Annotated in this window: 12 protein-coding genes and 2 pseudogenes; 2 read left to right on the top strand and 12 right to left on the bottom strand. The window is 66.0% G+C overall.

Features of this window, described 5'->3' with window-relative positions; translation table 11 throughout:
- Positions 1-229 (top strand): annotated as a pseudogene (locus tag B4U45_RS24740) (pyridoxal 5'-phosphate synthase lyase subunit PdxS); the annotation flags it as partial.
- 17 nt (positions 230-246) lie between these two features.
- On the opposite strand, the gene B4U45_RS24735 reads toward B4U45_RS24740, so the two are convergent.
- The 11 genes and pseudogenes from B4U45_RS24735 to B4U45_RS24685 all read right to left on the bottom strand — a co-directional run bounded on the left by B4U45_RS24735 (position 247) and on the right by B4U45_RS24685 (position 12,048).
- On the bottom strand, positions 247-1,335 hold the full coding sequence (locus tag B4U45_RS24735; RefSeq protein ID WP_075548956.1) for an NAD(P)H-dependent amine dehydrogenase family protein: 1,089 nt from the start codon (positions 1,333-1,335) through the stop codon (positions 247-249).
- Positions 1,332-2,363, bottom strand: a complete 1,032-nt coding sequence (locus B4U45_RS24730) for a Rieske 2Fe-2S domain-containing protein (protein WP_075548978.1) — start codon at positions 2,361-2,363, stop codon at positions 1,332-1,334. The genes B4U45_RS24735 and B4U45_RS24730 overlap by 4 nt, the downstream gene beginning before the upstream one ends.
- Positions 2,364-2,448: 85 nt before the next feature.
- A pseudogene (locus B4U45_RS24725) lies at positions 2,449-3,575 on the bottom strand (PDR/VanB family oxidoreductase).
- 4 nt (positions 3,576-3,579) lie between these two features.
- On the bottom strand, positions 3,580-4,497 hold the full coding sequence (locus B4U45_RS24720) for a metal-dependent hydrolase (protein WP_075548957.1): 918 nt from the start codon (positions 4,495-4,497) through the stop codon (positions 3,580-3,582).
- Positions 4,498-4,584: 87 nt separating this feature from the next.
- Complete coding sequence (locus B4U45_RS24715) at positions 4,585-5,046, bottom strand: SRPBCC family protein (protein WP_075548958.1); 462 nt, start codon at positions 5,044-5,046, stop codon at positions 4,585-4,587.
- Between the two features lie 71 nt (positions 5,047-5,117).
- The gene (locus B4U45_RS24710) at positions 5,118-6,152 is read right to left on the bottom strand and encodes a nitronate monooxygenase (protein WP_075548959.1); all 1,035 of its coding nucleotides are present in this window, start codon (positions 6,150-6,152) and stop codon (positions 5,118-5,120) included.
- Positions 6,153-6,156: 4 nt separating this feature from the next.
- Positions 6,157-7,473 carry a M16 family metallopeptidase gene (locus tag B4U45_RS24705; RefSeq protein ID WP_075548960.1) on the bottom strand — a complete coding sequence of 439 codons (1,317 nt, stop codon included), beginning with the start codon at positions 7,471-7,473 and terminating at the stop codon, positions 6,157-6,159.
- Positions 7,451-9,751, bottom strand: a complete 2,301-nt coding sequence (locus B4U45_RS24700) for a polyribonucleotide nucleotidyltransferase (protein ID WP_075548961.1) — start codon at positions 9,749-9,751, stop codon at positions 7,451-7,453. The genes B4U45_RS24705 and B4U45_RS24700 overlap by 23 nt, the downstream gene beginning before the upstream one ends.
- 386 nt (positions 9,752-10,137) lie before the next feature.
- A complete protein-coding gene (gene lppU, locus B4U45_RS24695) occupies positions 10,138-10,671 on the bottom strand; it encodes an LppU family putative lipoprotein (protein WP_075548962.1) in 534 nt (177 codons plus the stop codon).
- Between the two features lie 11 nt (positions 10,672-10,682).
- On the bottom strand, positions 10,683-10,952 hold the full coding sequence (rpsO, locus tag B4U45_RS24690; protein WP_023372450.1) for a 30S ribosomal protein S15: 270 nt from the start codon (positions 10,950-10,952) through the stop codon (positions 10,683-10,685).
- Positions 10,953-11,073: 121 nt separating this feature from the next.
- Positions 11,074-12,048, bottom strand: a complete 975-nt coding sequence (locus B4U45_RS24685; RefSeq protein WP_075548963.1) for a bifunctional riboflavin kinase/FAD synthetase — start codon at positions 12,046-12,048, stop codon at positions 11,074-11,076.
- A gap of 244 nt (positions 12,049-12,292) precedes the next feature.
- Between B4U45_RS24685 and mntR the strand changes: the two genes are divergently transcribed.
- Entirely contained in the window at positions 12,293-12,985 is a 693-nt protein-coding gene (gene mntR / locus B4U45_RS24680; RefSeq protein ID WP_075548979.1) for a manganese-binding transcriptional regulator MntR, read from the top strand.
- Between the two features lie 2 nt (positions 12,986-12,987).
- Here mntR and B4U45_RS24675 read toward each other — a convergent pair whose 3' ends face one another.
- Entirely contained in the window at positions 12,988-14,232 is a 1,245-nt protein-coding gene (locus B4U45_RS24675; protein ID WP_075548964.1) for an acyl-CoA dehydrogenase family protein, read from the bottom strand.
- Positions 14,233-14,238: the final 6 nt, after the last annotated feature.

Below are 14,238 nucleotides of genomic sequence, written 5' to 3'. Positions count from 1 at the left end.
CGATGCGGCGATGATGATGCAGCTGGGCGCCGAAGGTGTGTTCGTCGGCTCGGGCATCTTCAAGTCCGGCGCCCCCGAACACCGGGCCGCCGCGATCGTCAAAGCCACCACCTTCTACGACGACCCCGACATGCTGGCCAAGGTGTCACGGGGGCTGGGCGAGGCGATGGTCGGCATCAACGTCGAACAGATCGCCCAGCCGCACCGGCTCGCCGAACGCGGCTGGTAAGACGCCCCACGATCGGTCTACGTTGTGAATCGACCGGCAAACCCGCGTAATGGAATGTCGGCGCTGGTGATCAGTCCGGGCCGCGCCGCGACGACCGACCTGATTGAGTTGAGCGCCGGCATTCCGGTGACCGTCATGCCGATGGAGGCGAAGTTGTCCGGGTTGGACAAATCGATGCCGGGCTTCGGGAAGATCATGTGCTTGTTATAGACACACGGATCGCCCTGGATCCGAGTGATGTAGCAGCCCTTGATCTTCCAGCTCGGGTCGGTGTGCGGAGTCATCTGCCACTCCAGGTGGGTCTCGACCCGCGCCACCCCGTCGACCAGGCCCCGGTATTTGATGTAACTGCCGCCCACCGAACCTTTCGGCAGCGTGTACCAGCCCAGGTCGACGTCTTTGGTGCAGGCTCCCAGTTCGTAACTGAACGTCACCTCGTCAAGCGGCAGGTCGAAGCAGTCGGCCATCATCAGCACGCTGTCGGCGAAGACCCTGGTGTACTTTTCCAGCTTCGCCGGGATTTCCGGGTCGTCGACCGGTTTGCCGTAGCCGACTTCGATCCAGGTCTCCTTGGAGTGATGGCAGGACACGTCGACGGACTCGATGGTGGTGATGTTCTCGATCTCGGCGACGTCGGCCGAACACACCACCCCGAGGATGTGGTTCAGGCCAGGGTTCATGCCGGTGCCATAGAACGTCGCAGCACCCTTCTCGCAGGCCTCGGCCAACAGCTGGGTCACCGGCCTGCCGGATGGATGCGGATGGTTATGGTCGCGGTGCCACCCGGTAATCCAGTCGGCGGTGGTGACGACATTGATCCCGGCCGCGAGCACTTTCATGTACAGGTCCTCGTCGGGAAACACCCCATGGAAGGTCAGCACGTCCGGCTTGGCGGCGATGATGTCGTCGACGCTGCCGGTTGCCGTGACGCCGATGGGCCCGATACCGGCGAGTTCTCCGGCGTCGGCGCCGACCTTGTCGGGCGAGTAGCAATGAACTCCGACCAGTTCCAGGTCGGGCCGCGTCTGCAGTCGCCTGATCATCTCGCGACCGACATTGCCGGTGGCGACCTGGAAGACGCGGATCGGGCGAACCGGGGAATTCATTGGCGTCCCGCTGCCCGCGATGCCGCATACCCGTCGGCGATGCTGCCGCCGCGACCGTCGGGATAGAACTGCTTGGCCCAGGTGCGAATTGCGGTGAAACCCTGGAACTCGTCGGGGGTCAAAGCGGGTCGGTCGGAATAGCGCTGGTGAGCCCAGATGTCGATGTCCTGCTCGAACTGCCGGATCACTTCCTGCCCGAACTCGCGCGCCTTGAGCTCGGCGCGGGCCGGATCCTTGCCGGCCGTCCGGCCGATGTAGACCATGAACCGGACATCGGAGGTGGATTCGTCCACCGGCGTGATCGCGGAGATGGTGCGGTTGTCGACCATGCCCCAGCTCTTGGTCACCGCAACTCCCAAGCCGCCATTGACGGCCTGTACGCCGCTGTTGACGTCCTCGATCTGCTGACCGTCGTCACCCTCGAAGGTGATGGTGAAGTCGACGAAGGAGACCGGGGCGGCGAAGTCGTGGCGGGTGAAGACCGGCACGATCGGGGTGTTGTGCACATACTTGAAATGCGCGAAATCCACCCCGTTTTCGAGCACGTACTGCGGATGGAGTTCCAGCGCCGGCCGGTACAACCGCTGCGGCGGGTAATAGTCCGCGGCAGCGCCCTCGCCGAAGCTGGCGAACACGTCCGGTGCGTCGAAGAACGGTTCGCGACCCTCGACGTCGTGCCAGATGTACACCGACTCGTTGCGCTCAACCACCGGATAAGTGGCGATGCGCCGCCCCCGGTTGGGCCGGTCCTGATACGGGATGCACACGTTGCGGCCCTGCTGACTCCACTGCCAGCCGTGGAAGGGACACTGCAGCACCTCGCCGACGACCTTGCCGCCGTAACCCAGGTGGGCGCCGAGGTGTTCGCAGTAGGCGTTCATCACGGTCAGGCGGCCGGACTCGGCGCGCCAGGCGACCAGCTCCTGGTCGAAGTACTTCATCCGGAGGACGTCACCGACGCCGATTTCGTCACACCAGGCGACCTGGAACCATCCGGTCGGCTTCATCGACAGCGGCGGCTTGGCCATCTGAGCGGTCCTCCTTGGTACGAATGATAAGCGGCCCCGCCGGAAAAGCACAGTCCCCTCTACGAAAACTTGACGTGCCGCGCCCTCAGCCGTCGATGACCACCCGGCGGCTCTTCGCCCGGGACACACACACACCAGCATCTCGTCGTCGGCTTCCGCTGCGCGGCCGCGGTGATCCACTTGTCCGGCAAGGACTTTCACCTTGCACGTGCCGCAGAAACCCTGCTGGCACGAGTACGCGGTGGTCGGATCGCTGTCGCGCATGACGTCCAGCGCCGTCCGGTTCGCCGGAACGGTCAGCACTCTCCCCGACCGCCCGAGTTCCAGCTCGAATGGAATTCCGTCGACAACCGGCGGCGGGCTGAACCGCTCATAGTGCAGCGGTGCGTGGGCATGCCGGGCGCGGGCCGCGCGCACCGCCTCCAGCATGGGAGTTGGCCCACACACGTAAACGGCGGTCCTCGGCCCGGCACCGTCCAGGAGGTCGTCGACCGAGGGGCAGCGGCCGCGCTCGTCGTCGGCCCACACCGTCACCCGCTCCGGCGCCACCGACACGACCTCACCGAGCAGCGGCATCTGGTCTCGGCTTCGGCCGGCATAGACGGCCCGCCAAGGGGTTCCGCGCTGCTGAGCCGCCTGGATCATCGGCAGGATCGGTGTCACTCCGATGCCGCCGATCACGAAAAGCAGGTCGGGCTCGGCCGTTCCGAGATGGAACGCGTTGTGAGGCCCTTCGAAAACCAGCGGGTCACCCACGTCGTAGGCCTCGTGCATCTCTACCGAACCACCGCCACCGTCGGCGATGCGCCGGATTGCGATGCGGTAGTCCGTGCGACGCCCGGGCCGCCCGCACAGCGAATACTGCCGGCGCCGGCCCGAGGGCAGGTGCACGTCAATGTGAGCGCCGGGCGTCCAGGACGGCAGCAATCCGCCGTCCGGGTCGGCCAGGGTCAGCGCCACCACGTCGGGTGCCACGAGTTCGCGTCCGACGACGGTCGCCAGATGTGTCCGTCGCACCGGGCTGACCCGCGACGGGTCCCATCGCGAGGCCGACGCGAATCCGCCGAACAGCGTGCGGACACCCCACAACGCAGTGGCAAAGCGGTCCCGCCGGCCACCGTCGTACAAATCCGTGGGTCGACTCGCCCAAATGCCTTCCGCCACAATGGAATTTGACTGCGCACGGATCCGATTCACCGCCGGGTCCACCATCGGGTCAGTACGACGCCCGGGCGGCGGGTGACACGGCCAGGTAATCGACCGCCCTCTCCAGGCCGCCCAGCTGCGACGGGTGAAAACCCGGCCGGTAGTAGCGGCCGACGACCCGCAGTAATCGCCACGGGCCCGGCAGCAATCCCCGGCGCGCCGCATCGAGGTAGTCGCGCCAACGTGGCCTGACACCCGGCGGCAGGTAGGGATCCACCGAGTACATGAACCGCACTCCGCGGATCCACAACAGCAACAGCACCGGGGTGACGGCCAGCTGGGCGCGCACCTGCCGCCAGTATCCGGCGCGCAGATGCTTCATGGTGTCGAAGGCCACCGCCTTGTGCTCGACCTCTTCTGCGCCATGCCACCGGAGCATGTCCAGCATCACCGGATCAGCGCCGACGGCGTCGAGCTGCGGGGAGTTCAAGACCCATTCGCCCAAGACGGCCGTGTAGTGCTCGATCGCCGAGATGAACGAGACCTGCTCCAGCAACCAATTGTGCTGTCTGCGTAGGCTTTTCCGGGGATTGTCGGCCAACAGCTTCTGGAACAGCCAGCTGATCTGGTCGGTGAACGGCGTCACGTCCACGCCTCGGGCATCGAAGTGGGCCAACACGCCGGAATGTGCCTGCGAATGCATCGCCTCTTGCCCGATGAATCCCTGTACGTCCCGCCGCAGTTGATCGTCTTTGATCAGCGGCAGCGTCTTCTTGAACACTTTGACGAAGAACTCCTCGCCGGCCGGCAGCAGCAGGTGCAGGACATTCATGAAGTGCGTGGCCAACGGTTCGTTCGGCACATAGTGAAACGGCAAACGCGCCCAGTCGAACTCGACGTCGCGTGCCTCGAGGACGAGATGCTCGTGGTCGGCGCGAACCGGCTTGGCGCAGTGCAACCCCGCTGCCTGCTCATCGACGGTGAACATCAGGCCCCCTTGCCTCGCCGTTTACATCAGCACCGAAATGTCATCCTCGTGGACACCATGTGCCGGTAAGTATAGGCGTCGCGTCGGCTACTCGGCCTCAGCCCGTTGCTTCAGGCGCCGCAGGGTCAGCTGGATGTGCTCGGCGTTTGCCGCCGCCCGATCCCCAACCCCGGTTGCCATGCCGGCGATCTTGCGAAACCAGCGCGGCCGCCGGTCCCAGGTGCTCTCGGTAACCCGGCAGCCGCCGCCGGACGCGACGATGTCGTATTGCCACCGCGCCACCGGAATGACGGCACTGCGCACGTCGAATGCGAAGGTGCGGCCCGGCTCGGCGTCGGTAACGGTGCACGTCGTGTGCCATCGACGGCCGCCATTTTCGTTGTGGCCGACGAACACGGCGCCTTTGCGGACTCCGTCGCCCTTGCGCAATTTCATCGACACCGCCTCCTCGGCCAGCGAGGCCAGTGTCGGCAGATCGGTGATCAGCCCATACACCCGCTGCGGACTGGCATTGATCTGGACAGTGGCCGACACCGAAGGCTCAGTCATTGGCTGATCATAGCCAGCCCGAAGCACCGGCAGCACTACCCGCTACGCGCGCAACCTGTTACGTGCTAGCGCTACAGCATCCGCAAGTCGGGAGCCAACGATGCGACGATGTCGGCCGCCGGGCCCGGGCGGGCCTGCCGGTAAGCCGTTCCCGCCCAGAGGTTGGTCCCGTGCGGGTCGTCCGCCGCGACCGCTGCCGCGCGTATCGGCTTGGTCATCTGATTGACCTCGGGATAGCCCAGTGGCGCGACGCGATCGAGCAGTCGGGTGAAGTTGTTCGCCAGCCCGCGGGCGTAGCGGCCGGAAAATGCCCGGGTGACCAGGGTGGAGTCGAACTCCGGGTTCTTCAGCGCAACCCGGTGCGCCGGGTTGGTCCCCGCTTCGTCGGTGAGCATCAGCGCGGTACCGACCTGGGCGGCGACCGCTCCCCTGCGCAGGACGGCCGCGACGTCCTCGGCGGTGCCCAGGCCGCCCGCGGCGATCAGCGGCACCTCGTGTGCGCTGCCGATCCGGTCGAGCAGCTGGTGCAACGACTCCTCGCCCGGTTCCATGTCCGGTGCGAACGTGCCGCGATGCCCGCCGGCGCCCGGGCCCTGGACCACCAGGCTGTCGGCGCCGGCCGCGATGGCCACCCCGGCTTCATAGGGCGACGTCACGGTGACCGACACCAGCAATCCCAGCGCGCTCAGCCGGCGAATGACGTCCGGCGGCGGCGCGCCGAACGTGAAGGACACCACCTCCGGTCGCACATCGGCCACCACTTCGAGTTTGCGATGCCAGTCGTCGTCGTCACCGTGGATCGGCTGGCCGACCTCACAGCGGTAGTACTCGGCGACCTCTTCGAGCTCTTCTGCGTAGTACTCCAGCTGCATCCAGTCGGCGACGCTGGGCTGGGGCACAAACAGGTTCGCCCCGATCGGGCCGGTGGTGGCGGCACGCGCGGCGGCGATGTCGTCAGCAAACTTGTCCGCGCTGACGTAGCCGCCGGCGACGAAGCCCAGCCCGCCCGCATTCGACACCGCCGCGGCCAGGGCCGGTGTACCCGGCCCGCCGGCCATCGGCGCACCAACGATGGGTACCGCGATGTCCCAGAAGCCCAGCACCATCGGGTTAATTTACCATCGCTCGAAGTTGTTGCGGCAGCTGTCGTTTCGAGCCGTAGGGACCCAGAACGGCAGCGCCGTAGCGTTTGCCCAGCAGCCGGCGGGCCACCATGTTGACCTCCTCGACGGTGACCCGCTCGATGTGCTGCAGGGTGTGCTCTATGCTGCGGTGCTTGCCGTAGTTCAATTCGCTGCGACCAATGCGGCTCATCCGTGAACTGGAATCCTCCAGGCCCAGCACCAGGCCGCCGCGTAACGAACCCTTGGCGATCCGGCATTCCGCCTCGGTGATGCCGTCACGTGCCACCGATTCCAGCACCTCGGCGGTCACTCGCATCACCTCGGCGAAACGTTCGGGCAGGCAGGCCGCATACACCGACAGTGCGCCACTGTCGGCGAAAATGTCCAGCGCAGAGTAGACCGAGTAGGCCAACCCGCGGGCCTCGCGGACCTCCTGGAACAGCCGCGAGCTCAGGCCGCCGCCCAACGCGGTGTGCAGCACCGACAGCGCCCAGCGATGCTGCCAGCCGCGTCCAGGCGTGCGGATGCCCAGCGAGACGTGCGTCTGTTCGGCGTCGCGCTCGGCCAGCGTCAACCCGGGCATCCCGTTCACCCGGCCGGCACCCTTGCGTGGTGCGACGGGCCGGCGCCCGCGGACCAACCGCGGCCCGAAGTGCTCCCGCACCAATGCGACCACCTCGTCGTGATCGACGTTGCCGGCCGCCGCGAGGACCATTCGCTCCGGTGTGTAGCGCCGCACGTGAAACGACTGGAGTTGGGCTCTGGTCATCGCCGATACGGATTGGGCGGTGCCGATCACCGGCCGGCCCACCGGGTGGTCGCCGAACAACGCCGAGAGGAACAGGTCGGCCAGCGCGTCCTCGGGATCGTCGTCGCGCATCGCGATCTCTTCGAGGACGACGTCGCGTTCCAGCTCGACATCGTCGGCGGCGCAACGCCCGTTGAGTACCACATCGGAGACCAGATCCATGGCCAGCGACAGGTCAGAGTCGAGCACATGGGCGTAGTAGCAGGTGTGCTCCTTGGCGGTGAACGCGTTCAGTTCGCCACCGACGGCGTCCATTGCCTGCGCGATGTCGACGGCGGTGCGGGTGGGTGTCGACTTGAACAGCAGGTGTTCGAGGAAGTGCGCGGCGCCGGCCACCGTGGTGCCCTCGTCGCGCGATCCCACGCCGATCCAGAGCCCGACCGAGGCCGAACGCACCGCCGGCAGGTATTCGGTAACGACGCGCAGACCGCCCGGCAGTGTCGTGCGGCGCACTGCCTGGGCCGCCGCTGGCTCAGCTGCTGGCCGTCGCGGCATCGGCTGGCGCTGCAGGGGCTCCGGCGGCCGCGTTGGCGGAGTCTTCCTCGGCCACCAAGACGAGCGAGATCTTGCCGCGCTTGTCGATATCGGCGATCTCCACCCGCAGTTTGTCGCCGACGTTGACCACGTCCTCGACCTTCGCGATGCGCTTGCCCTTGCCGAGCTTGGAGATGTGCACCAGGCCGTCGCGCCCGGGCAGCAGTGAGACGAAGGCACCGAAATCGGTTGTCTTGACCACTGTTCCGAGGAACCGCTCCCCTACCGTCGGCAACTGGGGGTTGGCGATGGCGTTGATCTTGTCGATGGCGGCCTGCGCCGAGGGGCCGTCGGTGGCGCCGACGAACACCGTTCCATCGTCCTCGATGGAGATCTGTGCACCGGTCTCCTCGGTGATGGCGTTGATGACTTTACCTTTGGGACCGATGACCTCACCGATCTTGTCCACCGGAACCTTGATGGTGGTGACCCGCGGCGCGTACGGGCTCATCTCGTCGGGCCGGTCGATGGCCTCGGCCATGACCTCCAAGATGGTCAGCCGGGCGTCTTTGGCTTGGGCGAGAGCACCTGCGAGAACCTGGGAGGGAATGCCGTCGAGCTTGGTGTCCAGCTGCAGCGCGGTGACGAAGTCCTTGGTTCCGGCGACCTTGAAGTCCATGTCACCGAAGGCGTCTTCGGCGCCCAGGATGTCGGTCAGGGTGACGAAGCGCCGCTCCGTTCCCCCACCGGCCACCTCGATGTCGTCGGACACCAGGCCCATCGCGATGCCGGCCACCGGCGCCTTCAGCGGCACCCCGGCGTTCAGCAGCGCCAGCGTGGACGCGCACACCGACCCCATCGACGTCGAGCCGTTGGAGCCCAGTGCCTCCGACACCTGGCGGATGGCATAAGGGAACTCCTCGACACCGGGCAGCACCGGCACCAACGCGCGCTCGGCCAGCGCGCCATGGCCGATCTCTCGGCGCTTGGGTGAACCGACCCGTCCCGTCTCGCCGGTGGAGAACGGCGGGAAGTTGTAGTGATGCATGTAACGCTTGGTCGTCTCCGGCCCCAACGAGTCGATCTGCTGGGCCATCTTGACCATGTCGAGCGTCGTCACACCGAGGATCTGGGTCTCACCGCGCTCGAACAGCGCGCTGCCGTGTGCCCGCGGAACCACGGCGACCTCGGCCGACAAGGCGCGGATGTCGGTGATGCCGCGGCCGTCGATGCGGAAGTGGTCGGAGACGATGCGCTGCCGGACCAGCTTCTTGGTCAGCGCGCGGAACGCGGCCCCGATCTCCTTCTCCCGGCCCGGGTAGGTGTCAGCGAGCCGCTCGAGCACCTGGCTCTTGATTTCATCGGTGCGCTGATTGCGGTCCGCCTTACCCGCGATGGTCAGCGCGGCGGCCAACTCGTCGGTGGCCACCGAGGACACCGCGTAGTACACGTCGTCGCCGTAGTCGGGGAACACCGGGAAGTCGCCGGTCGTCCTGGCTGAAGCCCCACACGCGTCGGCAAGTTCCTGCTGCGCGGTGCACAGCGCGGCGATGAACGGCTTGGCTGCCTCCAGCCCCTGGGCCACCACGCTTTCCGTCGGCGCCGCGGCACCGCCCTCGATGAGCTCGATGACGTTTTCGGTGGCCTCGGCTTCGACCATCATGATGGCGACATCGTTTTTCTCAGGGCTGCCGCCCGCGTCGTCGGTGCCGACGATGCGGCCGGCGACCACCATGTCGAACACCGCACGCCCGATCTGTTCGACGGTGGGAAACGCAACCCAGGTGCCGTCGATCAGCGCCACGCGCACCGCGCCGATGGGGCCGGAGAAGGGCAGTCCACCCAGTTGGGTGGAAGCCGACGCGGCGTTGATCGCCAGGACGTCGTAGAGGTCGTTGGGGTCCAGACTCAGGATCGTCACCACGATCTGGATCTCGTTGCGCAGCCCGTCGACGAACGACGGGCGCAGCGGCCGGTCGATGAGTCGGCAGGTCAGGATGGCGTCGGTGGAGGGTCGTCCCTCACGACGGAAAAACGAACCGGGGATGCGGCCGGCCGCATACATCCGCTCCTCGACGTCGACGGTCAGCGGGAAGAAGTCGAAATGTTCTTTGGGGTTCTTGCTGGCCGTGGTCGCCGATAGGAGCATGTTCTCCTCGTCGAGGTAGGCGACCACCGCGCCGGCCGCCTGCAAGGCCAGCCGGCCGGTCTCGAACCGGATGGTGCGGGTGCCGAAGCTCCCGTTGTCGATGGTGGCGGTCGCTTCGAACACGCCTTCTTCAATTTCAGCTACAGACATGACGTCCGTGCGCCCTCTCTGGATTGTTCAACTGTTTCGCGTTGTCACGGACAACCCGAGGGTTCGCAGGGCCGACTCGCGGGCCCGGACGGACCTGCGAGCCGCCCTGGGAGCGTCCCTGATGAAAGAGAGCCTGAATGCGGCTACGGCCATCGATCGAAGCGGCCGACCTCCCCAGATCCGGGGAGCCCGGCAGCCACTACCGAAGACCGCCCGATACAGGCCGGGCTGCTCCCTCGGACATACATAGTGACTCGCTGGAGCGGTACACGCGGATCTACGTGGACCGCACCATGTGCTCGGGCCGAACCGGCCCAGAACGTCATTACTGTACACCGGCTAACTCCGGGTACCGGGAAGACCCGGATGCCCGATATGTCCGACCACTATGTCCGCGATCCGTTGGTGACGTCCTCGACGCACACGGCGAACCGCCGCTGGGTGTAGGTGTAGCCGACGCCGCTGGCACATTGGTCGGCGGTGACGGGTGGCTCCAAGTTTTCCAGGATCTGCGTGGCCCGCTGCCGATGCGGCGCCGACGCGTCGTTGCAGTCCACCCGGAACGGTTCGGTTTTGTGCGCCGGGTCGACGCTCATGCAGCCGCCGACCACCCAATCGACGTCCAGGCATAAGGTGCTGTTCTCGCCGGTTACCGAGTTGTGCACGGAATACGAAGAGTCGACGTCGGCCGGGCATTGCGCGCGCTCGGCCCCGGGCTTCACCACGGCGACGACCTTGAAAGTGGAGTCCGGGCTACCGCACACCGCCTTGGTGGCCTCCGGTCGATCCGGTGTGCCACCAAGCTTGAGACAATCTCCCACCTTGAGGTCGGCGAGGTTGGACGCTGACGAGCACCCCATCAGTACCACGCACGCGGTCACCACCACGGCCGTGAAAGCGACCAGGTTGAGGGCGCGCATCGCGCGAGAGGTCAGCGACGCAGACCCAGCCGCTCGATCAGCGAGCGGTAACGCTCGACATCGATCTGGGAGATGTACTTGATCAGCCGTCGCCGGCGGCCCACTAGCAGCAACAGCCCCCGGCGCGAGTGGTGGTCATGCTTGTGCACCTTCAGATGCTCGGTCAGGTCGGCTATCCGCTTGGTCAGCAGCGCGATCTGCGCTTCGGGGGATCCGGTGTCGGTCTCATGCAGACCGTAGGTCTTGAGAATTTCCTTTTTCTGCTCGGCAGTCAGCGCCACGAAACATCTCCATCAATTGGTCCGCGATCAAGGAACTTTGCGGGCACGGCCGCCGCGAACCGCAGCACGCGCCGATTAACGACGGGCAGTCTAACAGCGGTTCAGCCCAGCGGCATAACCGTCAGCCCCCGGCCAACAACGCGCGGGTGCGCTCGGTGTCCGCGGCGATCTCGGCGACGAGGTCACGCACCGATTCGAACTTCTTCTGGCCACGGATCCGAGCGACGAAGTCCAGGGCCACATGTTGGCCGTACAGGTCTGCGGTGGTGTCCAGTACGAACGCCTCGACGGTACGGGTACGCCCGGAGAACGTTGGATTGGTCCCGATGGACACCGCGGCCTGGTAGCGCTCGCCGGGAATCACCGCCCCGGCCGCCGGACCATGGCCCAAGACCGTGAACCAGGCGGCGTACACACCGTCGGCGGGGATAGCCGAATACATCGGGGGCGCGATGTTGGCGGTGGGAAAACCGAGCTCGGCCCCCCGTCCGTACCCGCGGACCACGACGCCTTCGACGCGATGAGGGCGGCCAAGTGCTTCGGTGGCCGCCATCACGTCACCCGCGTCCACGCAGGAGCGGATGTAGGTGGACGAGAACGTCACGGTCTCGTGGCTGTGGTGCTCGGACACCAGCGACATCGCCTCCACCGCGAACCCGAACCGCTCGCCGGCCCGCCGCAGGGTATGCACATTTCCGGCCGCCTTCTTGCCGAAGGTGAAGTTCTCACCCACGACGACCTCAACCACGTGCAGGTGCTCGACCAGCAACTCGTGGATGTAACGGTCCGGGGTGAGCTTCATGAAGTCGGTGGTGAACGGCATCACCAGGAATACGTCGATGCCCAGCTCTTCGACCAGCTCAGCGCGGCGAGTCAGCGTCGTCAGCTGCGCCGGATGACTGCCGGGGTACACCACTTCCATGGGATGTGGATCGAATGTCATCAGCACGATCGGCACGCCGCGGGTACGGCCGGCTTTCACCGCGTGCGCGATCAACTCCGCGTGCCCGCGATGCACGCCGTCGAACACCCCGACCGTCAGTACGCATCTACCCCAGTCCGTGGGGATCTCGTCTTGGCCGCGCCACCGCTGCACACAGGCAAGCCTACGATGCCGGTCGAGCCGTGGCGGGCAAGATCGGCGCGATATCGCTGGTTTGCGCAGCTCTCGCCGAGACTGCGCTGCTCGCGCCGAGACTGCGTTGCTCGCGCCGAGACTGCGTCCACAGTGTCGATCGCGGTCTTGCTGGGCGCGCTCACCGCAGACTCGACGGCGGTACCGGCGATCCCTGGTGATCGCAGCCCCGGTTTCAGCTCAGATCCGCCTAAACTTTCAGGTTGTGAGGGCTGACGAAGAGCCTGGCGGTCTTACCGCGGTTGCTCAGGACTACCTGAAGGTGATTTGGAAGGCCCAGGAGTGGTCGTTGGACAAGGTCAGCACCAAGATGCTGGCCGAGAAGATCGGGGTTTCGGCCAGTACGGCCTCGGAGTCGATCCGCAGACTCGCCGAACAGGGTCTGGTCGACCACGAAAAATACGGCGCGGTGACGTTGACCGAAGCCGGCCGCCGCGCAGCGCTGGCGATGGTGCGCCGACACCGGCTTCTGGAAACGTTCCTGGTCAACGAACTCGGCTACGGCTGGGACGAAGTGCACGACGAGGCCGAGGTGCTCGAACACGCCGTATCTGATCGGCTGGTGGCCCGGATCGACGCCAAGCTGGGATTTCCGCAGCGCGATCCGCACGGCGACCCGATTCCGGCCTCCGACGGGCAGGTGCCCACGCCGCCGGCCCGGCAATTGTGGGAGTGTCGCGACGGCGACACCGGCACGGTGGCCCGCATTTCCGATGCCGACCCGGAAATGCTGCGGTACTTCGACAGTGTCGGCATCAACCTGGATTCCCGGCTGCGGGTCGTGACGCGACGCGAATTCGCCGGCATGATCTCGGTGGCGATCGAGTCGGGCGACGGCGCACCGACGCCCGTCGACTTGGGCAGCCCGGCGGCACGAGCGATCTGGGTGGTGGCCTAGCGTCAGGCCAGCAGGCCCTTGGCGATATGAGTCACCTGAACCTCGTTGCTGCCGGCATAGATCATCAGCGACTTCGCATCGCGGGCAAGCTGTTCCACGCGATACTCGGCCATGTAGCCGTTGCCGCCGAACAACTGCACGGCTTCCATCGCGACGTCGGTGGCGGCCTCCGAAGAATAGAGCTTGATCGCCGACGCCTCGGCGAGCGACGGTAGCTTTCCGGCCTTGAGCCGTTCCAGAATTTGAAACACCATGTTCTGCACGTTGATTCGAGCAATTTCCATCTTGGCAAGCTTGAGCTGGATCAGCTGGAACTGCCCGATGTTCTTGCCCCAGAGGGTGCGGGTCTTCGCGTACGCCACACACAGCCGGTGACATTCGTTGATGATCCCCAGCGCCATCAGCGCAACCCCGAGGCGTTCCGCGGCAAAATTGGCCCGGGCGCTGTCGCGCCCGTCGCCGTCGGTGTGCTGCTCCTTCTCCCCCAGCAGACGGTCCGGAGTCAGTCGCACGTTGTCAAAGAAAAGTTCGCCGGTCGGCGACGACATCATGCCCATCTTCTTGAACGGCTTGCCCTGCGTCAGGCCCGGCATTCCGGCATCCAAAACGAACGTGAGCACCGGCCGGTTGCGCCGGTCGGAGTCGGAGCCGCCGGCAGTGCCGTCATCGAGTTTGGCGTAGACCACCAGCACGTCCGCGTCCGGGCCGTTGGTGATGAAGGTCTTCTGCCCGCTGAGAATGTAGTCCGCACCGTCGCGTTTGACGTGAGTTTTCATGCCGCCGAACGCATCCGAGCCCGAGTCCGGCTCGGTGATTGCCCACGCCGCGATCTTTTGCAGCGTCATCAGCTCGGGCAGCCAGCGCTCCTTCTGGGCCAGCGTGCCGCGGCTCATGATGGTCGCCGCACCCAGCCCGATGCTGACCGCGACCGTGCTGATCAATCCGATGCTCACCCCGGCGAGTTCGGACACCATGACCGCGGCCATCGATGCCTGAGCACCGAACGCTACTGAGCCGCGGGAGCTTTCACCATTCGCGCGCTGCTCAGCCCGCTCCCGGTCCAGCATCGACTTGACCGATTCGGTGGCCAGCACGTCGAGGCCGAACTGGCTGAACAGCTTGCGCGCGATCGGATATGGCGACAGCGCACCGGTTTCCAGTTCGTCCAATTTTGGACGGATCTCTTTGTCGATGAATTTGCGAACCGCGTCGCGCATCATCAGATCGGTCTGCGACCACTCGATCACGGCGCG

The sequence above is a fragment of the Mycobacterium persicum genome (genome assembly GCF_002086915.1).
GTDB lineage: Bacteria > Actinomycetota > Actinomycetes > Mycobacteriales > Mycobacteriaceae > Mycobacterium > Mycobacterium persicum.
This window is presented reverse-complemented; position numbering and strand designations above follow the sequence as displayed.

What these genes read in the sequence shown, in the direction of transcription:
- B4U45_RS24735 (WP_075548956.1), bottom strand. Translation starts at nt 1,335, where the DNA reads ATGAATTCCCCGGTTCGCCCGATCCGCGTCTTCCAGGTCGCCACCGGC.
- B4U45_RS24730 (WP_075548978.1), bottom strand. Translation starts at nt 2,363, where the DNA reads ATGGCCAAGCCGCCGCTGTCGATGAAGCCGACCGGATGGTTCCAGGTC.
- B4U45_RS24720 (WP_075548957.1), bottom strand. Translation starts at nt 4,497, where the DNA reads ATGTTCACCGTCGATGAGCAGGCAGCGGGGTTGCACTGCGCCAAGCCG.
- B4U45_RS24715 (WP_075548958.1), bottom strand. Translation starts at nt 5,046, where the DNA reads ATGACTGAGCCTTCGGTGTCGGCCACTGTCCAGATCAATGCCAGTCCG.
- B4U45_RS24710 (WP_075548959.1), bottom strand. Translation starts at nt 6,152, where the DNA reads ATGGTGCTGGGCTTCTGGGACATCGCGGTACCCATCGTTGGTGCGCCG.
- B4U45_RS24705 (WP_075548960.1), bottom strand. Translation starts at nt 7,473, where the DNA reads ATGCCGCGACGGCCAGCAGCTGAGCCAGCGGCGGCCCAGGCAGTGCGC.
- B4U45_RS24700 (WP_075548961.1), bottom strand. Translation starts at nt 9,751, where the DNA reads ATGTCTGTAGCTGAAATTGAAGAAGGCGTGTTCGAAGCGACCGCCACC.
- lppU (WP_075548962.1), bottom strand. Translation starts at nt 10,671, where the DNA reads ATGCGCGCCCTCAACCTGGTCGCTTTCACGGCCGTGGTGGTGACCGCG.